This is a genomic window from Rathayibacter sp. PhB1 (assembly GCF_004362935.1).
GTDB classification, from domain to species: Bacteria; Actinomycetota; Actinomycetes; order Actinomycetales; family Microbacteriaceae; genus Rathayibacter; species Rathayibacter festucae.
In genome coordinates, this window is sequence record NZ_SNYD01000002.1 from 167,327 (window position 1) to 185,969 (window position 18,643).

Here is an 18,643-nt window from a genome sequence, read left to right on the forward strand (position 1 = left end):
CGGGGCGAGATCAGACGGAGGTGGCGACGGGAGCGGCGACCGGGGCCGCGCTGCCCCGTCGCGGCCGGCGGGAGCGGACCTGGCGGACGAAGAGGGACCCGACGACGACGAGGTAGAGCAGCCAGGCGGAGAACTGCAGGGCCGTCGGCTCGGGCGTGTAGTTGAAGAGTCCACCGAGGACGGCGGCGACCGTGGCCGGCAGGATCGGGCCGAGGTCGAACAGCGGAGTGCCCCAGCCGGGTAGCAGCGCCGCCTCCTGCAGGTCGCCGACACCGTAGAGCAGCACGCCCGCCGCGACGACGATGAGGAAGCCGCCGGTCCAGGTGAAGAAGCGGCCGAGGTCGATCCGGACGAAGCCGCGGAAGATCAGGTAGGAGGCGACGACCGCGCTGAGGATGCCGAGGAACGCGCCGATCGTGCCGACCCAGGCGTTCGAGGCGGAGGAGGCGCTGCTCGAGGAGACGCTCGCCCAGACGAACAGGGCGGTCTCGATCCCCTCGCGGCCGACGCTGACGAAGCCGAGCACGACGATCCCGAGGGCGGAGCCGCTGACCGCCGCGTCCAGCTTGGACTCGAGCTCGCCCTTGAGGCTGCGGGCGTTCGCCCCCATCCAGAAGATCATCCAGGTGACGAGGCCGACGGCGAGCAGCGAGAGGCCGCCGCCGAGGAGCTCCTGCGCGGTGAAGCTGAGCCCGTAGGGGCCCCAGGTGAGGATCGCGCCGGTGACGAGGGAGAGGACGACCGCGGCGGCGATGCCCGTCCAGAGCCGGGGGAGCACGTCGCGCCGCTGCAGCTTGGTCAGGTACGCGACGAGGATGCCGACGACGAGCCCGGCTTCGAGGCCTTCACGGAGGCCGATGAGGTAGTTTGCGAGCACGTGTGTTCTCTTCGTCGTCTGCACGGGAGGACGGTGCGAAGCCCACCCCCGGGCCGCATCCTCAGGTAAGCCTTGCCTAACCCGTGGATGACTGTAGTGGCCATCCGGTCGCGTGTCCACACATGACGCCGGGCGTGCGATGTGCGGCGCCGAGCAGCCGGTCGGAGACGCTCCGGGCGGGGCCGCGCGGCGGAACGAGAGCACAGGACGGACGAGAGGCGGAGAGTGGACGCGAGTCGAGACGGCGCAGGCGAGCGGGTCGTGGCGGTGCACGCCCATCCCGACGATGAGACCATCACGATGGGCGGGACCCTCGCGCGACTCGTCGCGGACGGCGCCGCGGTCACCGTCGTCACCGCGACGCGCGGCGAGTGCGGCGAGGTCATCCCGGCCGATCTCGCGCACCTCGAGGGCTCGGACGAGCTCGCCGCGCACCGCACCGCCGAGCTGGTCGTCGCCCTGACCGCCCTCGGCGTCGCCGATCACCGCTTCCTCGGCGACCCGGCCGCCCGGGCCGCAGGTCTCACCCCGCGGGTCTACCGCGACTCCGGCATGCAGTGGGGCCCGGGTCGCGTGCCCGTCCCGCTCGAGCCGGTCGACCCGCGCTCCTTCACCTCCGCGCCGGAGGAGGAGGCGATCGCCGATCTCGTCGCCGTCCTCGTGCAGACCGGCGCGACCCTCGTGCTCTCCTACGACGTCGGCGGGGGCTACGGCCACCCCGACCACATCCGCGCTGCCCTGATCGCCTCGACGGCCGCCGAGCGGCTCGGACTGCGCTACCTGGCCGTACTGCCCGAGGCCGTCCCCGAGCAGCCCGGTGACGTCGCGATCGAGCTCGACGACACCGATTACGCCCGCAAGCGCGCCGCGCTCGAGGCACACCGCACGCAGCTCGTCGTCGACGGCGACGAGCTGCGGCTCTCGAGCGGCCCGTCGTTCCCGATCGGCCGCCTCGAGCGCTTCCGCCCCGAGGGTGCTCCGACCCCGCCGGAGCCGGTCGCCGAGGAGCGGCCCGATCTCGGCACCCGCATCGTCTCGGGCCTGCTCTCGGTGCTGACCGGCGCCGTGGTCGGCGCGATCACGACCGTCGCGCACCAGAGCACCGTGACCGTCGGCGACGCGGAGCTCCCGGTCGGCCTCGCCGTGTCGCTGGCCGCCGTGCTGCTCCTGCTGCTCGGACTCCGTCTCGTGATGGTGGACCGCTTCGTCGCCTTCTGCACCGCGATGGGCCTGCTCGGCGCGATCGGGCTGCTGGCGCTGCGCAGCACCGGCGGCTCGGTCCTCGTGCCGGCCAACGGCCTCGGCGTGGTCTGGACCTTCGCCCCCGCGCTGATCGCCCTCGTGGTGATCGCCTGGCCGCGGGTCCGCCCGCCGTCCCGCCCCGCTCCGGCGGAACCGGCGGCCGACAGCACCGCCCCGCCGCTCCCCGTACGATAGAGAACACTGTTCGAAGGGACGTCCACGACCGTGACCTACGTGATCGCACTTCCGTGCGTCGATGTCAAAGACCGCGCCTGCATCGACGAATGCCCGGTCGACTGCATCTACGAAGGCGAGCGCTCGCTCTACATCCACCCCGACGAGTGCGTCGACTGCGGGGCGTGCGAGCCGGTGTGCCCCGTCGAGGCCATCTACTACGAGGACGACCTCCCCGAGGAGTGGTCCGACTACTACAAGGCCAACGTCGAGTTCTTCGACGAGATCGGCTCGCCCGGCGGTGCCGCGAAGGTCGGAGTGATTGCGAAGGACCACCCGGTCATCGCCGTCCTCCCGCCGCAGAGCCACTGAGCGCGCGTCCGTGGCACTCGGACCGCTGCCGGACTACCCCTGGGACCTGATGGGTCCCGCCACCCGGGTCGCCTCCGCGCACCCCGGCGGCCTCGTCGACCTCTCGATCGGCTCGCCCGTCGATCCGACGCCGGAGCCGATCCGCGAGGCGCTCGCCCGGGCGACCGACGCCCACGCCTACCCGACCACGGTCGGCACGCCCGCCCTGCGCGAGGCGATCGCCGCCTGGTACGCCCGGCGCCGGGGCGTCCCGGGGCTCGGCCTCGACGAGGTGCTGCCGACGATCGGCTCGAAGGAGCTCGTCGCCTGGCTGCCGTTCCTCCTCGGTCTCGGCGAGGGCGACGTCGTCGTCCACCCGCGCGCCGCCTACCCGACCTACGCCATGGGCGCCGCCATCGCCGGAGCCTCGGTGCTCGCCTCCGACGAGCCCGACGAGTGGCCGGCCGAGACGCGCCTGGTCTGGCTGAACTCGCCCGGCAACCCGGACGGCGCCGTGCTCGACGTCGACGCGCTGAGGCGCGCGGTCGACCGGGCGCGCGAGCTGGGCGCCGTCGTCGCGGGCGACGAGTGCTACGCCGAGCTCGGCTGGGACGGCCGCTGGGCCGACGAGCCGATCCCGAGCGTCCTCGATCCCCGCGTGGCGGGCGAGGACCGCCGCGGCGTGCTCGGCGTCTACTCCCTCAGCAAGCAGTCCAACCTGGCCGGCTACCGCGCCGCCTTCGTCGCGGGCGACCGCGAGCTGATCGCTCGGCTCGTCACCGTCCGCAAGCACGCCGGGATGATCGTCCCCGCCCCGCTGCAGGAGGCGATGGTCGTCGCTCTCGCCGACGACGGCCACGTGGCGGAGCAGAAGGAGCGCTACCGCTCCCGGCGCGACCTCCTGCGCCCGGCGCTCGAGGCCGCGGGCTTCCGCGTCGACCGCAGCGAGGCCGGCCTCTACCTCTGGGCGACCGAGGGACGACCCGCCTGGGAGTCGATCGACCGTCTCGCGCGCCTGGGGATCCTCGCCGGCCCCGGCGTCTTCTACGGCGACCACTTCACCGAGCACGTCCGCCTCTCGCTGACGGCCACCGACGAGCGGATCGCGGCCGCCGCCGAGCGGCTGGCAAGCGGTCTCTGACCCTCGGCTCACCGCGATCCTGAAGGATCCCCACAACGGACGGGGGCGAGCACTGGGCGGTGTCACAGTGCCGCCGCTTTGCCCATAGGCTGTATGGGGTTCGGTCAGCGTCGCCACAAACGGCCCTGGTTCCGGACAGTTCCAGCCCCCGGCGCCGCCCGCTCCGCGCGAGCGCACCCGGGTGCGACCGATGACCTGGGAGGCGTTGTGACCGAATCCGGCACGCAGAGCGACGGAACCGCGACGGTGGAGACACCCGAGCCCGCCACGGAGAGTGCGCCGGCCGCGGCCGAGGTCCTGCCCGAGAAGGTGACGCTCACGTTCGGTGATCGCACCGCGGAGTTCCCGGTCCTGCGCAGCGTCGACGGCTCCTCGAGCATCGACTTCTCGACCCTGTCGAAGCAGACCGGTCTGATGTCGCTCGACTACGGCTTCGTCAACACGGCCGCCACCAAGTCGAGCATCACCTACATCGACGGCGACGAGGGGATCCTGCGCTACCGCGGCTACCCGATCGAGGAGGTCGCGACGAACGCGACGTACCTCGAGGTGGCCTGGCTGCTGATCTACGGCGAGCTGCCCACCGCGGACGAGCTCGCCGGCTTCGACGACCGCATCCGCCGGCACACGCTGCTGCACGAGGACCTCAAGCGCTTCTTCGACGCGCTGCCGCACAGCGCGCACCCGATGTCGGTCCTCTCGGCCGGTGTCTCGGCGCTGTCGACCTACTACGAGGACAGCTCGAACCCGAAGGACCCGGAGGCGGTCGAGCTGACCACCATCCGCCTGCTCGCGAAGCTGCCGGTGATGGCGGCCTACGCGCACAAGAAGGCGATCGGCCAGGCGTTCCTCTACCCGGACAACTCGCTGAGCTTCGTCGACAACTTCCTCCGCCTGAACTTCGGCACCATGGCCGAGCCGTTCGAGGTGGACCCGGTGCTCTCGAAGGCGCTCGACCGCCTGCTGATCCTGCACGAGGACCACGAGCAGAACGCGTCGACCTCCACCGTCCGCCTGGTCGGCTCGACCGAGGCGAACCTGTACGCGTCGGTCTCGGCCGGCATCAACGCCCTGTTCGGCCCGCTGCACGGCGGCGCGAACGAGGCCGTGCTGACGATGCTCGGCCGCATCCGCGAGTCGGGCGAGAGCGTGCAGACCTTCGTCGAGCGGGTGAAGAACAAGGAGGAGGGCGTCCGCCTGATGGGCTTCGGCCACCGGGTCTACAAGAACTACGACCCGCGCGCGAAGCTCGTCAAGGAGAGCGCCTCCGAGGTGCTGCAGGCGCTCGGCGTCAAGGACCCGCTGCTCGACATCGCGATGGAGCTCGAGGCCCTCGCCCTGGAGGACGACTACTTCAAGGAGCGCCGCCTCTACCCGAACGTCGACTTCTACACCGGCGTCATCTACAAGGCGATGGGCTTCCCGACCCGGATGTTCACCGTGCTGTTCGCCATCGGCCGCCTGCCCGGCTGGATCGCGCACTGGCGCGAGATGAACACCGACAAGCAGACCAAGATCGGCCGCCCCCAGCAGCTCTACACGGGAGCCCCCGAGCGCCACTGGCCCACCGACCGCTGACCCGGCCTACGGGCGCTTCATGCTGGTCGAGTAGCCCGCTTGCGGGCGTATCGAGACCCGGCGTCCCTCGACGGGTGGGTCTCGATACGCCGCGTCCCGCGGCTACTCGACCAGCATGTACCGCGCAGCGTTCAGCGGTGCGCGGCTGCCTGCTGGTCGAGCAGGCCGCGCAGCGGGCCCATCATGCTGGTCGAGTAGCCCGACTGGTCGAGTAGCCCGCACGCGGGCCCACCATGCTGGTCGAGTAGCCCGCGAAGCGGGCGTATCGAGACCCCGCGTCCGCCGAGGGGCGGGTCTCGATACGCCGCGTGCCGCGGCTCCTCGACCAGCAGGTGCCTCGACCCCGCGTCAGGCGTGCAGGGCCGTGTTCAACTCGATGCCGGCTCCGGTGCGCGGGAGCACCTCGACCGCGCCGGTGAGCGAGTTGCGGCGGAAGAGCAGGTTCGGCACGCCCGACAGCTCGACGGCCTTGACCGTCTGCGGCCGCCCGTCGGCGCGCGGGGCGCCGCCGACGACGACGACCTTCGTGCCCGCCGTGACGTAGAGCCCGGCCTCGACGACGGTGTCGTCGCCGATCGAGATGCCGATGCCGGAGTTCGCGCCGAGCAGCGCCCGCGCGCCGATCGACACGCGCTGCACGCCACCGCCGGAGAGCGTCCCCATGATCGAGGCGCCGCCGCCGATGTCCGAGCCGTCGCCGACGACGACGCCCTGCGAGATGCGGCCCTCGACCATCGAGCTGCCGAGCGTCCCGGCGTTGAAGTTGACGAACCCCTCGTGCATGACCGTCGTTCCGGGAGCGAGGTGCGCGCCCAGGCGCACCCGCGACGTGTCCGCGATGCGCACCTTCGCCGGCGTGACGTAGTCCGTCAGTCGCGGGAACTTGTCGATCCCCGCGGCCTGGATCCCGTGACGCCGCAGCGACGGACGCAGCCGGGTGAACGAGTCCGGTGCGACCGGCCCCGCGTTCGTCCACACGACGTTCGGCAGGTGCGCGAAGATCCCGTCGAGGTTCACGGTGTTCGGCTGGACGAGCAGGTGCGAGAGCAGGTGCAGCCGCAGGTACGCGTCGGAGGTCGAGGCCGGCGCGTTCTGCAGGTCGATCTGCAGCGTCACCACGTCGATCCGCACCTCGCGCCGCGCGTCCTCACCGGCGAGGGCCTCGAACTCGGCGGGCACGATCCACGGGTCGCGTCCCGCCGGGATGGTGCCCAGCCGCGGCTCCGGGAACCAGGTGTCGAGGACGGTCCCGTCCGAGGCGATCGTCGCCAGCCCGTAGCCCCAGGCGGAGGCGGGCGCGGGCACGGCGGAGTCAGCGGCGTTCTGGAGGCTCATGTCGCCCAGGGTAGCGCGCACGATCCGGCCGGTACCCTGGGGCGCATGGCCGTACCGACCTCCGCCCCGGCGCCCGTCGCGCCCCTCGATCTGCGCTCCGATCCGATCGCCCTGACCCGGGTGATCTGCGACATCCCCTCCGTCTCCGGGGACGAGCTGGCGCTGGCCGACGCGGTCCAGCTGGCCCTCGAGCAGTACCCGCACCTCGAGGTGATCCGCGACGGCCACACCGTCGTCGCCCGGACGAACCTCGGTCGCGAGCAGCGCGTCGTCATCGCCGGCCACCTCGACACGGTGCCGATCAACGAGAACCTCCCGGTGCGCGCCGAGACGATCGACGGCGTCGAGCACCTCGTCGGCCGCGGCACCACCGACATGAAGGCGGGCGTCGCGGTGCAGCTGGTCCTCGCCGCCGAGCTGACCGATCCGGTCGTCGACGTCACCTGGATCTGGTACGACAACGAGGAGGTCGCCTCCGACCTCAACGGCCTCGGCCGCCTCTCCCGCCACCGCCCGGACGTCTTCGCCGCCGACTTCGCCGTCCTCGGCGAGCCGACGCGGGGCGAGGTCGAGGGCGGCTGCAACGGCACCCTCCGCGTCGACGTGACGACGCACGGCCGCCGCGCGCACTCCGCCCGGAGCTGGGTCGGCGAGAACGCGATCCACGCCGCCGCCCCGATCCTGGACCGCCTCGCCGACTACGAGCCGCGCGAGGTCGAGGTCGAGGGCCTCGTCTACCGCGAGGGCGTCAACGCGGTCCGTATCAGCGGGGGAGTGGCGGGCAACGTGATCCCCGACCTCTGCACGGTGCACGTCAACTACCGCTTCGCGCCGAACCGCTCCGGCGAGGAGGCGGTCGCGCACCTCCGTGAGCTGTTCGAGGGCTTCGAGGTCGAGGTCGTCGATCTGGCGGAGGGCGCGCGCCCCGGGCTCGACGCGCCGCTCGCGCAGGCCTTCATCGCCGCGGTCGGCGCCGAGGCCAAGCCCAAGTACGGCTGGACCGACGTCGCCCGCTTCTCGGCGATGGGCATCCCCGCCGTCAACTACGGCCCCGGCGACCCGCTCAAGGCGCACGCCGACGACGAGCACGTCGCCGTGCACGAGATCACCGACTGCACCGAGGGCCTCCGCCGCTGGCTGAGCGGCTCCGCGTGAGCGCCGTCCTCACCGGGCTCCCGGTCCGCCGCCGCGCGCAGCTGCGCCTCGTCCCCTGGTGGGCGCGCGTCCTCGCGGTCTTCGTCCTCACCCGCATCGTGACGACCGTGATCATGCTGCAGTTCGCCGCGAACCAGCAGGCGAACTCGTGGACCGGCCCGTCGCCGGCCTACGTCGACTTCGCGACGATGTGGGACGGCCGCTGGTACGAGATCATCGCGACCGCCGGCTATCCGACCGAGCTGCCCGTGACCGAGGCGGGGGAGATCGGCGAGAACGCCTGGGCGTTCATGCCCCTCTACCCGGTCGTCGTGCGCCTGCTGATGGTGCTGACCGGGCTCGGCTGGGCGACCGCGGGCGTCGCCGTCTCGGTGATCTGCGCGGCCGTCGCCTGCCTGGTGCTCTACCGGCTGATGCGGCACTCGCTGAGCGAGTCGCAGTCGCTCGTCGCCGTGCTGCTCTTCTGCGTCGCGCCGACCTCGCCGATGCTGCAGATCGCCTACGCCGAGTCGATGGCGATGATGCTGACCGCGATCGTGCTGCTGCTGCTCGTCCGGCGCCGGTACGCCTGGGTCTTCCCGGTCGTGCTCGCGCTCGGGCTGACGCGCCCGAGCGGGCTGGCCTTCGCCGCGGCGATGGGCCTCTACGTCGTCTACCGGTTCGTCCGGCGCGCGAAGGAGCCGTTCCCGCGGGCCGACGCCGTCCCTGCCGTCGCGCTGACGGTCTGGGGCCTCGTGGTCGGCTTCCTCTGGCCGGCGGTCGCCTGGGCGGTCACCGGCTCGCCGACGGCCTACACCGACACCGAGCTGGCCTGGCGGGCCTCCTACATCGGCTACCAGGAGCTGTTCCCCTTCACCTCCTGGTTCCAGGGCGGCGCGTGGTGGGGCGGCTGGTGGTTCGGCGCGCCGATGGTCGGCATCGCTCTGGTCGTCGTCCTCGTGCTGCTGTTCGTCGGTGTCCTGGCCTCGCCGTGGACGCGGCGGCTGGACCTCTTCAGCCGCGCGTGGGTCGCGGGCTACGGCGTCTACCTCTTCGCCTTCTTCTTCCCGCAGTCGAGCACGTTCCGCCTGCTGGGCCCGATGTTCCCGCTGGTCGGAGCACTCGCGGTGCCGCGCTCGCCCCTGTTCCGGAGCGCGCTGGTGCTCGTCTCGATCGCCGGCCAGATCGGCTGGATCACCATCGGCTGGGCCGTCGACGGCTACGACTGGACGCCGCCGTGATGAGGGTCCTCCGGGGGAGCGCGCGCCGGCGGAGCTTCTGAGCGGCAGTCCCGAGAACGCGTGTTTCGCGTCAGCTCGTCCTGCGCGGCGTCGTTATGCTAGCGGGAATGTCTCCCCTCACTCCCGCCGGTGAGTCGCGACCTCGGCTGCCGCACCCTGCGCGGTCGCCGATCCCGACCGCGTGCCACGCGACCTCCTCGTCCTCCGTCCGTCGCCCCGCTTCTCCGCCTGCTCGCGCGGTCGCCGGAGAGACGACGTGACCGCCACGGCCGCGCAGGCGGCACTGCCCGCCCCCTCCGCGGAGACCGAGCGCCGACGGCGCTCCTTCCTCCCGTGGTGGGTCCAGGTGCTGCTCGTCTTCGCCGTGACCAGGGTGATCACGACGGCCATCATGCTCCGCCTCGCGATGAGTCAGGGCGGCGTCCCCTGGACCGGTCTGCGGGACACCTACGTCCGCTTCGCGACGATGTGGGACGGCGGCTGGTACGAGAAGATCGGAACCGTCGGCTATCCGCTCGTCCTGCCGCTGTCGCCCTCCGGCGACGTCGAGCAGAACACCTGGGCGTTCATGCCCGTCTTCCCGTTCACCGTCCGTGCCGTGATGACGGTCACCGGCCTCGACTGGTCGACCGCGGCGGTGGCGGTGGCGGTGGTCTGCGGCGCCGGCGCCTGCCTCGTCCTGTACCGTCTGCTGCGCGTCTCGCTCAGCGAGGGGCAGGCGCTGATGGGCATCGTCTTCTTCTGCGTCGCTCCGACCTCTCCGATGCTGCAGATCGGCTACGCCGAATCGGCGTCGATCCTGCTGACGGCGACGATGCTGCTGCTGCTGATCAAGCGGAAGTGGCTGTGGGTGTTCCCGCTGGTGCTGGTGCTCGGCCTCCTGCGTCCGAGCGGCCTGGCCTTCGCGGCGATGATGGGGATCTACTTCCTCTACCGGGTCTGGCGCCACGCCCGCGGCACCGAGCAGTTCCCGCGCTCCGAGTGGATCCCGACCGTCGCCCTGACCGTCTGGGGTCTCGTGGTGGGCTTCGCCTGGCTGCTCATCGCGTGGGGCGTCACCGGCTCCTTCACGGCGTACACCGACACCGAGCTCGCCTGGCGCGCCGTCTTCATCGGCGACACCGAGCTCGTGCCGTTCACCTCCTGGTTCGCCGGCGGCGAGTGGTGGGGGCGGCTGTGGTTCGACTCGCCCCTGGTCGGCATGGGCATCGTCGTCGTGCTGGTGCTGCTCTTCCTCAACATCCTGTTCTCTCGGTGGGCGCGGAAGCTCGACATCTTCAGCCGGATGTGGGTCGGCGGCTACGCGGTCTACCTCTTCGCGTTCTTCTATCCGCAGTCGAGCACGTTCCGGCTCCTGCTGCCGATGTTCCCGCTCGTCGGTGCGCTGGCCGTACCGCGCTCGCCGCTGTTCCGGACCTTCGTCGTCGCGGTCTCACTGGTCGGCCAGGTCGTGTGGCTGATCCTGTGCTGGGTGTTCACGCCCGGCGACTGGACTCCGCCGTGATCCCGCGAGAGGGGGACGATTTCGTCCCTGGCGCGGATGCACGATAATAGACGGATACGTCACGAAAGGGGAACTCTATGGCGGCCATGAAGCCGAGGACCGGAGACGGACCGATGGAGGCTGTTAAGGAGGGGCGACTCATCGTCGTGCGCGTTCCGCTCGAAGGCGGCGGACGCCTCGTCGTCTCAGTCAACGATGCAGAGGCGAAGGAACTCCACGACGCTCTCGCGTCGGTGGTGACTCCAGCCTGACCCACCAGCACCGTCGAGAACGCCCGCCGCATCCGATGCGACGGGCGTTCCCTCGTTCCCGGGGCCGGGACGTGCTACGCGCGGCGCTTGTTCGCCTGGAGCAGCCCGTCGCCGATCGGCGACAGCACGCTGACCACGGCGGGGGAGCCGCAGACCTCGGCGACCAGCGTGCGGAAGGCGGAGGCGATCTCGTCCCGCTGCGCGGGGTTGGAGACGCGGCCGCGCCAGAGCGCGTGCGGCACGAGGACGGTGCCGCCGACGCGGACCAGGCGCAGCGCGTGCTCCACGTTCTCGATGACCTGCAGCGGATCGCCGTCGACGAAGACGATGTCGTAGGAGTTCTCGTTCATCCGCGGGAGCACCTCGAGAGCGCGGCCGGGGATGAGGCGCAGGCGGTTCGGCGAGATGCCGGCCTCGTGGAACTGCGCGCGGGCGTGCTGCTGGTGCACCGCCTCCGAGTCGATCGAGGTGAGCATGGCCTCCGGGGCGCCGTCGAGCAGCCAGAGTCCGCTCACGCCGGTGCCGGTGCCGATCTCGATGATCGACGTCGCCCGGGCGGCCGCCGCGACGAGGGCGGACTGCGCGCCGATCGAGGGCGCGATCGCATCGATGCCCAGCTCGACGGCGACCCGCCGGGCGGAGGCGATCGCCTCGGGCTCGACGACGGCGTCCTCGGCGTATTTCCAGTTGGCATCCTTGTCGGACACGGGTGGGCTCCTCTGGTGGTGGTCGCGGCGGGCGGATCGCGCCTGCGCATCGCCAGGGTACGGGGGTCCGTGCGGTCGTCGGCGCAGGCGCGGCGGACTAGGGTGGTCCCGTGTTCGGTTTGACGTTCGACAAGCTCCTCATCATCGGAGTCATCGCCGTCTTCGTGCTGGGCCCTGACCGCCTCCCCTACTACGCCTCGCAGCTCGCTGCGCTGGTGCGGAAGGTCCGCGGATTCGCCACGCAGGCGCGCGAGCGCGTGAAGGACGAGATGGGCGACGAGTTCGACGAGGTCGACTGGCGCAAGCTCGATCCGCGGCAGTACGACCCGCGGCGCATCATCCGCGACGCCCTGCTCGAGGACGAGCCGGCCCCCACGGTCAAGCCGCCGTCGGCGGTCTCCGCGCCCGTCACCGCGGGCGGCGGCGCCTCCACGGCGGACAGCTACTACACGACGATGAAGCGCTCGGCCGGAGCCGGCGAGCTCTCGACGGTGGCGCCCCCGCCCATCGACCTCGAAGCCACCTGACGCGCGCCTGTCGGCCGAGCAGCCCGACGAGCGGTCCTCATGCTGGTCGAGTAGCCCGCGGCAGCGGGCGTATCGAGACCCACCCTCCGTCAGCCGCACGCGCCGACGACGGTGGGTCTCGATACGCCCCTCCGGGGCTACTCGACCAGCATGGACGGGGCGATCATGCTGCACACGCTGAGGCTCTCCTTGCATGCTGGTCGAGTAGGTCGCGCAGCGGCCGTATCGAGACCCGCTCAGGCCGGAGCGTGCGGCGAAGGCCTCAGCCGACCGACATCGGGAGGCGACGGCCCGTCAGGCCGCGAGGCCGCGAGGCGAGCGTTCGGGCCAGCTCCGTGATCGCGACGGCGGCCGGGTCCTCGGGATCGCCGATGACGACCGGAAGCCCGTCGTCGCCGCCCGCCCGCAGCGCCACGCTGATCGGCAGCGTCGCGAGCAGCGGCACGTCCTCTCCGCTCGCGCTGAGCCGACGGGCGACCTCCGCGCCGCCGCCGCTGCCGAAGAGCTCGAGCACCGACCCGTCGGGCTGCGGCAGCCCTGACATGTTCTCGACCACGCCGACGATGCGCTGCCCCGACTGCCGGGCGAGTGCGCCGCTGCGCTCCGCCACGTCGGCGGCGGCCGGCTGCGGCGTCGTCACGATCAGCACCTCCGCGTGCGGCAGGAGCTGACCGATCGAGATGGCGACGTCGCCCGTTCCCGGCGGCAGGTCGAGCAGCAGCACGTCCAGATCGCCGAAGTACACGTCGGTGAGGAACTGCGAGATGGTGCGGTGCAGCATCGGTCCGCGCCAGGAGACGGCCGCGCCGCGGGTGTCGCCCTCGAGGAACATCCCGATCGAGATCACCTTCACGCCGTGCGCGACCGGGGGGAGCATCAGCTCGCCGACCCGCGTCGGCCCGGCGACGCGGCCGTCGTGCATCAGCCCGAGCAGCCCCGGGATGGAGAAGCCGTGCACGTCGGCGTCGACCAGCCCGACCGCGAGCCCGCGCCGGGCCAGGGCCACCGCGAGATTCGCGGTGACGGTCGACTTGCCGACCCCGCCCTTGCCGCTGGTCACCGCGTAGACCCGCGTCAGCGAGTCCGGGCCGAACGGCATCTCGCGCCGCCCGCCGCGCAGCCGCTCGGTCAGAGCCGTGCGCTGCGCCGGCGTCATCACGCCGACCTCGACCCGCACCGCGGCGGAGCCCGCCGCCGACTCCGCCGCCGCGCGGACATCGCGCTCGATCGCGGACGCTGCCGGGCAGCCGACGATCGTCAGCCGGATGGCCACGGTCACCGCGCCGTCCTCGCCCATCGATACCGAGTCGACCATGTCGAGCTCGGTGATGGGCTTCCGGATCTCCGGATCGATGACCCGGGCGAGGGCCGTGAGCACCGCGCTCTCAAGAGCGGCGGGATCCGCCGGACCCGTCACGGGGGCGTCAGGCATCGCGCCGCTCGCTCGCGATCGACTCCGCCCGGTCCTTCTCGAGCTCCTCGACGAGGCTGCGCAGCTCGGAGCGGATGAAGTCCTTGCTCGCCATGTCGCGGATCGCCAGGCGGAGCGCGACGACCTCTCGGGCCAGGTACTCCGTGTCGGCGAGGTTGCGCTCGGCGCGCTGGCGGTCCTGCTCGATCTGCACGCGGTCGCGGTCGTCCTGGCGGTTCTGCGCGAGCAGCAGCAGGGGCGCCGCGTAGGAGGCCTGCAGCGACAGGATCAGCGTGAGCACCGTGAAGCCCAGGGCCTGGGAGTCGAAGCGCGACTCCTCGGGGCCGTAGGTGTTGAACAGCAGCCAGAACACGCAGAAGATCGTCATGCCGACGAGGAACCACGGCGTGCCCATGCCGCGGGCGAACGACTCGGTGAGGCGGCCGAAGCGGTCGCTGCTCTGGCGGTTGCGCCGGGGGAGCACCCGCGTGCGCAGGCCCTTCGGGGCGTCGAGCCGTCGATCCTGCTTGGTGTCCCTAGCCACGCGCACCCCTCCGTCCTCGTCGTCCTGCCTTGAACCTGCCCGTCGCCGCCACCGGTGCCGCGATCGGTATGCCCTGGGTCGTCGTGCTCACCGGCACACGCGGTTCGTCGTCGCCGTCGTGGCTGCGCCAGTCGTCGGGGAGGAGGTAGTCGAGCACGTCGTCGATCGTGACGACGCCGACCAGGCGGTGCGACTCGTCCACGACCGGCACCGAGACGAGGTTGTAGCTCGCGAGGATGCGGGCGACCTCGGCCGCGGAGGTGTCGGGCGTGATCGGGTCGAGGCTCTGGTCGAGCAGCGTGCCGAGGCGTTCGTGCGGCGGGTAGCGGAGCATCCGCTGGAAGTGCACCATGCCGAGGAAGCGGCCGGTCGGCGGCTCGTAGGGCGGGAGGGTCACGCAGACGGCGGCGCCGAGCGCCGGGGCCAGCTCGTGGCGGCGGATCATCGCGAGGCCCTCGGCCACGGTCGCCTCGGACGAGACGATGATCGGCTCGGTCGTCATCAGTCCACCGGCCGACTCGGGCGCGTAGGAGAGCAGCATGCGGACGTCGTCCGCCTCCTCCGGCTCCATCAGCTCGAGGAGCGCCTCGCCGCGCTCGTCCGAGAGCTGCGCGATCAGGTCGGCCGCGTCGTCCGGCTGCATCTGGTCGAGGACGTCGGCCGCGCGGTCGTCGTCGAGCCGGCCGAGGATCTCGACCTGCTCGCTCTCGGGCATCTCCTCGAGGACGTCGGCGAGCCGGTCGTCGGAGAGCTCGCCCGCGACCTCGAGCATCCGCTGCTGCGGCAGGTCGAGGAGGGTGCTGGCGAGGTCGGCGGGCTTGAGCTCGGAGAGGCTCGCCACGTACTGCTCGGCCGACTGCGCTTCGGTGGACACGCTCTCGCGGACCTCGCGCCAGCCGGCGAAGGTCGTCGCGCCCTTGGCGAAGGGGGAGGGGCTGGTCTTCGGGCGGCGGACGAAGAGCTGTGCGAGCTCCCACTCGCCCGGCCCGACCTCCTCGATCGCGACGTCCTCGACGATCGCGTCGCCCGAGCCGTCGACGAAGGTCATCCTCCGGCCGAGCAGCTCGGCGATGACGCGGACCTCGCCGCCGCGCTGCTCGAAGCGGCGCACGTTGATCAGACCGGTCGTGATGATCTGCCCGCTGCCGATGCTGGTGACCCGTCCGATCGAGACGAACACCCGTCGGCGGCCGGGGATCTCGACGACGAGGCCGACCACGCGCGGCGCGTCGTTCTGACGGTGCACGAGCAGCACGTCGCGGACCTTGCCGACGCGATCGCCCGCCGGGTCGAAGACGCTGCAGCCGGCCAAGCGCGCTACGAAGACTCTGGCGGAACTCACGGCTACCAACCTAGACCCGGGCGCCCCTGCGGAAGCCGAGCGCGGGGTCCAGCGCTCCCACCGCGCGCTCGGGAAGCTCCCGATCCGTGTCCAGAGTGCTCCAAGTCCTCTGTGACAGTCTGAGCAGGTGACTCAGCAGATGCCCATGAACAACCGCCGGGGCGCCGCCTCCCCGACGATCCCGCGCGGCGAGATCCTCGCCACCTTCGACACCTACGAGAAGGCGCAGCAGGCCGTCGACGTCCTCGCGCGGGCCGACTTCCCGGTCAAGCAGCTGGCCATCCTCGGCAACGACCTCAAGAGCGTGGAGCGCGTCACCGGCAAGCTCACCTGGGGCCGCGTCGCTCTCGCCGGCGCCGCCTCCGGCGCCTGGCTCGGTGTCTTCCTCGGCCTGCTGCTGATCATCTTCTCGCCGGCCACCGAGTTCTCCTTCCTCATCGCGGCCGTGCTGCTCGGTGCCGGCTTCGGCATGCTCTTCGGCCTGGCCTCCTATGCGGTCAACCGCCGCCGCCGCGACTTCACCTCGACGATGCAGGTCATCGCCACCAGCTACTCGGTGATCGTCGACCCCGAGGTGGTGAATCGCGCGCGCAACCTGCTCGACGGCACCCCCGCCGAGTCGACGGCGCCGGTCTGGTCGCCGCCTCCCGCGGACGCGGAGCCGGTGCCGATCCGTCCGGAGGACGAGCGGCGCTGACCCACCTCGAAGGCCCCCGGAGCGATCCGGGGGCCTTCGTCGCGTCCGGGCCGTGGTGACCGGACCGTCCTGATCGGACGGCCCGTGCGCCGGGCCGTCGCCTCAGCGGGCGGCGGAGCCCACCGGAGGTAGAACGATGTCGACCGCGAGGCCGTGCGGCTCCCTGTTGGAGAGCGCGACCGTCCCGCCGCCGGAGAGCACGGTCGTGTGCACGAGAGCGAGACCCAGGCCGCTGCCGCCCGAGGCGATCGTGCGCGAGTCGTCGGGACGGGAGAAGCGGTCGAAGGCGACCGGGATGAACTCCGCCGGCATGCCCGGGCCGTCGTCGGAGACCGTCAGCAGCAGCCGGCCGTCCTTCTGCGCGAGCGCGGCGACGATCGTCCCGCCGTGGCCGATCGCCTGGATCGCGTTGCGGACGAGATTGTCGATCACCCGGCCGAAGTCCTGGGTGGCGACGGCGTAGAGCCGGGCGGGCTCGCGCTCGTCGATCTCGTAGTCGATCTCGACGTCCGACTCGGCTGCGAGCAGCCGGGTGCGGTCGACCGCGCCGACCAGCTCGTCGACCAGCTCGGCGAACGGCGAGGCGGGCCGGGCCGACCGGCTCTCGATCCGGGAGATGTCCAGCAGTGCGGAGGCGAGGCGGACCAGGCGGTCGACGCTCTTCTGCGCGTCGAGGATCACGCGGTCGACGGCGACCGGGTCCTCGACGCGGTGGTGCGCGATCTCGAGCTGGGCCGAGAGCGCGGCGAGCGGCGTCCTCAGCTCGTGGCTGGCGTCCGAGACCATCTGCTTCTCCCGCGCCAGGGAGGCCGTCTGCTTGGCGAGGAACGCGTTGAGCGTCTCGGCGAGCTCGTCGATCTCGTCGCGGGTGCCGACGACCGGCAGCTGATCGCCGGGAGTGGGGTCGGCGGCGATCTGGTCGGCGCGCGCGCGCATCCGGCGCACCGGGGCCAGAGCCGCTCCGGTGAGGATCCAGGAGGCGAGCCCGAAGGTGACCACGAGGAAGATCGCCGCGTACACCAGCACGTGCGCGAAGTCGTCGAGCACCAGCTGCGACGCGGCCTGGTCGCGTGCGGTGGCGACGCTCCAGGTGCCGTCCTCGCCCTCCACCGCGGTGATGCGCACCAGGTAGCGCGTGGTGGCGGTGGCGACCTCGGTGTAGCGCGGCACCGCGTCGGCCGCGCGGTCGCGCAGCTCCGCCTGCACCGAGCGGCGCACCTCGGTCGGCATGGTGGTCGCGTCGACCGCGCCGTCCGGGGTGATCGCGAGGTAGAGCTGTCCCGTGGAGGAGTCCCGGACCCGAGGGACGTCGCCGGCCGCGATGTCGCGGCGGATCTCGTCCTCGATCGAGACGAGGATCGTCCGCTCGCTGCGCTCGACGATCCCGGTGACGACCTGGTAGAAGAGCATCGCCGCGAGGGCGAAGAGCACGGTCGCGACGGCGACGGAGCCGACCGTGATCCTGGCGCGGATCGACAGCGCTCCCGAGCGCCGCCTCGCGGCACGCGCCGCGGCGAGCGGGCTCGGAGCGGCCATGCGGCTACTCGACCGGGCGGAGGAAGTAGCCCTTGCCGCGCACCGTGACGATGCTGACCCCGGTGTCCTCGGCGGGCAGCTTCTTGCGGAGGTAGCTGACGTACTGGTCGACGATGTTGTTGTCGACGATCTCGCCGCCGCCCCAGATCTCGGAGAGGATGCGCTGGCGGGTGACGACCGAGCCGACCGGCGAGATGAGCAGCTTCAGCAGCTCGAGCTCCTTCGGGCTGACGTGGATGCGCGTGTTGTCGGCGGTGCGGCGGATGCTCGAGCCGTCCACCGTGATGCGGCCGACCTCGATCGAGGTGGACATCAGCGAGGGGCTCCGCCGCAGCAGCGCCCGCAGCCGCGCGTTGAGCTCGGTGAACGCGAACGGCTTCGTCAGGTAGTCGTCGGCGCCGGCGTCCAGGCCGAAGACGCGGTCCTCCACGGAGTCGCGGGCGGTGAGCAGCAGGATCGGCGTGGAGCGGCCCAGCTCGCGGATGCGCCGGCAGATCTCGAAGCCCGACATCGCGGGGAGCATCACGTCGACGATGGCGGCCGAGAACTCGGCGTTGCTGAACGCGACGAGCGCGTCGATGCCGTTCGTCGTCAGCTCCGCCTCGTAGCCGGCGTCTTCTAGGCCGCCCACGAGTGCTTCGCCCATGGCTGGATCGTCTTCGACGACAAGGATCTTCACGCGCTCACCCTACGACGCCGCTCTCAGGAACGGCGTGTGCGCCGAGCGTGTCTCGGCGGGGCAGAGGGGAGGTGCAGGCTCCGTGCGCCCGCTCCAGCCGGCTCCCGTGCGGGGTGGAGGAGCCGCTCGGACGTGCCCGCGCGCGTGACACGGATCGTGGTGTCTGTCAGGAGTTGCACGGGATTTCACCCTTCATGGACCCCTACGGGGGTCGTACAATGCGTCAAGATGCGACGACCCGAAAGTCGCATGGATACGGTGCGCTGATGCTCATGAAGATCTCTCGACCACCCTCGTTCCTCGCCCGGATTGTCGGTGCTCTCCTCCGACGTCCCTGCGAGTACTGCGGGAAGACGACCCCCGCGGCCGAGC

18 protein-coding genes are annotated in these 18,643 nt (G+C 71.7%); 10 read left to right on the top strand and 8 right to left on the bottom strand.

Features of this window, described 5'->3' with window-relative positions; genetic code table 11:
* Positions 1-10: 10 nt before the first annotated feature.
* Positions 11-877: an iron uptake transporter permease EfeU gene (gene efeU, locus EDF17_RS04965; RefSeq protein WP_123445452.1), complete on the bottom strand. Its 867-nt coding sequence runs from the start codon at positions 875-877 to the stop codon at positions 11-13.
* Positions 878-1,102: 225 nt separating this feature from the next.
* Between efeU and EDF17_RS04970 the strand changes: the two genes are divergently transcribed.
* From EDF17_RS04970 to EDF17_RS04985, 4 genes are all read left to right on the top strand, one after another.
* Positions 1,103-2,314 carry a PIG-L family deacetylase gene (locus tag EDF17_RS04970; protein ID WP_133671901.1) on the top strand — a complete coding sequence of 404 codons (1,212 nt, stop codon included), beginning with the start codon at positions 1,103-1,105 and terminating at the stop codon, positions 2,312-2,314.
* 30 nt (positions 2,315-2,344) lie between these two features.
* The gene (fdxA, locus tag EDF17_RS04975; RefSeq protein WP_085475430.1) at positions 2,345-2,665 is read left to right on the top strand and encodes a ferredoxin; all 321 of its coding nucleotides are present in this window, start codon (positions 2,345-2,347) and stop codon (positions 2,663-2,665) included.
* Positions 2,666-2,675: 10 nt separating this feature from the next.
* Positions 2,676-3,785: a succinyldiaminopimelate transaminase gene (gene dapC, locus EDF17_RS04980; RefSeq protein WP_123445454.1), complete on the top strand. Its 1,110-nt coding sequence runs from the start codon at positions 2,676-2,678 to the stop codon at positions 3,783-3,785.
* A 297-nt stretch (positions 3,786-4,082) separates the two neighbouring features.
* A complete protein-coding gene (locus EDF17_RS04985) occupies positions 4,083-5,363 on the top strand; it encodes a citrate synthase (RefSeq protein WP_123445980.1) in 1,281 nt (426 codons plus the stop codon).
* A 348-nt stretch (positions 5,364-5,711) separates the two neighbouring features.
* On the opposite strand, the gene dapD is transcribed toward EDF17_RS04985, so the two are convergent.
* The gene (gene dapD, locus EDF17_RS04990) at positions 5,712-6,698 is read right to left on the bottom strand and encodes a 2,3,4,5-tetrahydropyridine-2,6-dicarboxylate N-succinyltransferase (RefSeq protein ID WP_123445455.1); all 987 of its coding nucleotides are present in this window, start codon (positions 6,696-6,698) and stop codon (positions 5,712-5,714) included.
* A gap of 45 nt (positions 6,699-6,743) precedes the next feature.
* Between dapD and dapE the strand changes: the two genes are divergently transcribed.
* From dapE to EDF17_RS05010, 4 genes are all read left to right on the top strand, one after another.
* On the top strand, positions 6,744-7,853 hold the full coding sequence (gene dapE / locus EDF17_RS04995) for a succinyl-diaminopimelate desuccinylase (RefSeq protein ID WP_123445456.1): 1,110 nt from the start codon (positions 6,744-6,746) through the stop codon (positions 7,851-7,853).
* Positions 7,850-9,073 (top strand): mannosyltransferase family protein, encoded by a 1,224-nt coding sequence (locus tag EDF17_RS05000; RefSeq protein ID WP_123445457.1) that lies wholly within the window; start codon positions 7,850-7,852, stop codon positions 9,071-9,073. The genes dapE and EDF17_RS05000 overlap by 4 nt, the downstream gene beginning before the upstream one ends.
* A gap of 256 nt (positions 9,074-9,329) precedes the next feature.
* On the top strand, positions 9,330-10,577 hold the full coding sequence (locus EDF17_RS05005; RefSeq protein WP_123445458.1) for a hypothetical protein: 1,248 nt from the start codon (positions 9,330-9,332) through the stop codon (positions 10,575-10,577).
* Between the two features lie 77 nt (positions 10,578-10,654).
* Positions 10,655-10,828: a DUF3117 domain-containing protein gene (locus EDF17_RS05010; RefSeq protein WP_077221916.1), complete on the top strand. Its 174-nt coding sequence runs from the start codon at positions 10,655-10,657 to the stop codon at positions 10,826-10,828.
* A gap of 74 nt (positions 10,829-10,902) precedes the next feature.
* On the opposite strand, the gene EDF17_RS05015 is transcribed toward EDF17_RS05010, so the two are convergent.
* A complete protein-coding gene (locus EDF17_RS05015; protein WP_123445459.1) occupies positions 10,903-11,535 on the bottom strand; it encodes a class I SAM-dependent methyltransferase in 633 nt (210 codons plus the stop codon).
* A gap of 110 nt (positions 11,536-11,645) precedes the next feature.
* Between EDF17_RS05015 and EDF17_RS05020 the strand changes: the two genes are divergently transcribed.
* Positions 11,646-12,062: a Sec-independent protein translocase TatB gene (locus EDF17_RS05020; RefSeq protein WP_123445460.1), complete on the top strand. Its 417-nt coding sequence runs from the start codon at positions 11,646-11,648 to the stop codon at positions 12,060-12,062.
* Between the two features lie 262 nt (positions 12,063-12,324).
* Here EDF17_RS05020 and EDF17_RS05025 read toward each other — a convergent pair whose 3' ends face one another.
* Genes EDF17_RS05025 through EDF17_RS05035 form a run of 3 tightly spaced genes read right to left on the bottom strand, consistent with a single transcriptional unit; the run spans position 12,325 to position 15,359 of the window.
* Positions 12,325-13,494 carry an Mrp/NBP35 family ATP-binding protein gene (locus EDF17_RS05025; protein ID WP_123445461.1) on the bottom strand — a complete coding sequence of 390 codons (1,170 nt, stop codon included), beginning with the start codon at positions 13,492-13,494 and terminating at the stop codon, positions 12,325-12,327.
* Positions 13,487-14,017 carry a DUF1003 domain-containing protein gene (locus EDF17_RS05030; RefSeq protein WP_123445981.1) on the bottom strand — a complete coding sequence of 177 codons (531 nt, stop codon included), beginning with the start codon at positions 14,015-14,017 and terminating at the stop codon, positions 13,487-13,489. Before EDF17_RS05030 ends, EDF17_RS05025 begins: the two co-directional genes overlap by 8 nt.
* Positions 14,010-15,359 carry a CBS domain-containing protein gene (locus EDF17_RS05035; protein ID WP_123445462.1) on the bottom strand — a complete coding sequence of 450 codons (1,350 nt, stop codon included), beginning with the start codon at positions 15,357-15,359 and terminating at the stop codon, positions 14,010-14,012. The genes EDF17_RS05030 and EDF17_RS05035 overlap by 8 nt, the downstream gene beginning before the upstream one ends.
* Positions 15,360-15,504: 145 nt before the next feature.
* On the opposite strand from EDF17_RS05035, the gene EDF17_RS05040 reads away from it, so the two are divergent.
* Entirely contained in the window at positions 15,505-16,056 is a 552-nt protein-coding gene (locus EDF17_RS05040; RefSeq protein ID WP_185019952.1) for a general stress protein, read from the top strand.
* 102 nt (positions 16,057-16,158) lie between these two features.
* On the opposite strand, the gene EDF17_RS05045 is transcribed toward EDF17_RS05040, so the two are convergent.
* Both EDF17_RS05045 and EDF17_RS05050 read right to left on the bottom strand, forming a co-directional pair.
* Complete coding sequence (locus EDF17_RS05045; RefSeq protein WP_123445464.1) at positions 16,159-17,592, bottom strand: HAMP domain-containing sensor histidine kinase; 1,434 nt, start codon at positions 17,590-17,592, stop codon at positions 16,159-16,161.
* Between the two features lie 4 nt (positions 17,593-17,596).
* Positions 17,597-18,271: a response regulator transcription factor gene (locus EDF17_RS05050; protein ID WP_260300519.1), complete on the bottom strand. Its 675-nt coding sequence runs from the start codon at positions 18,269-18,271 to the stop codon at positions 17,597-17,599.
* Positions 18,272-18,643: the final 372 nt, after the last annotated feature.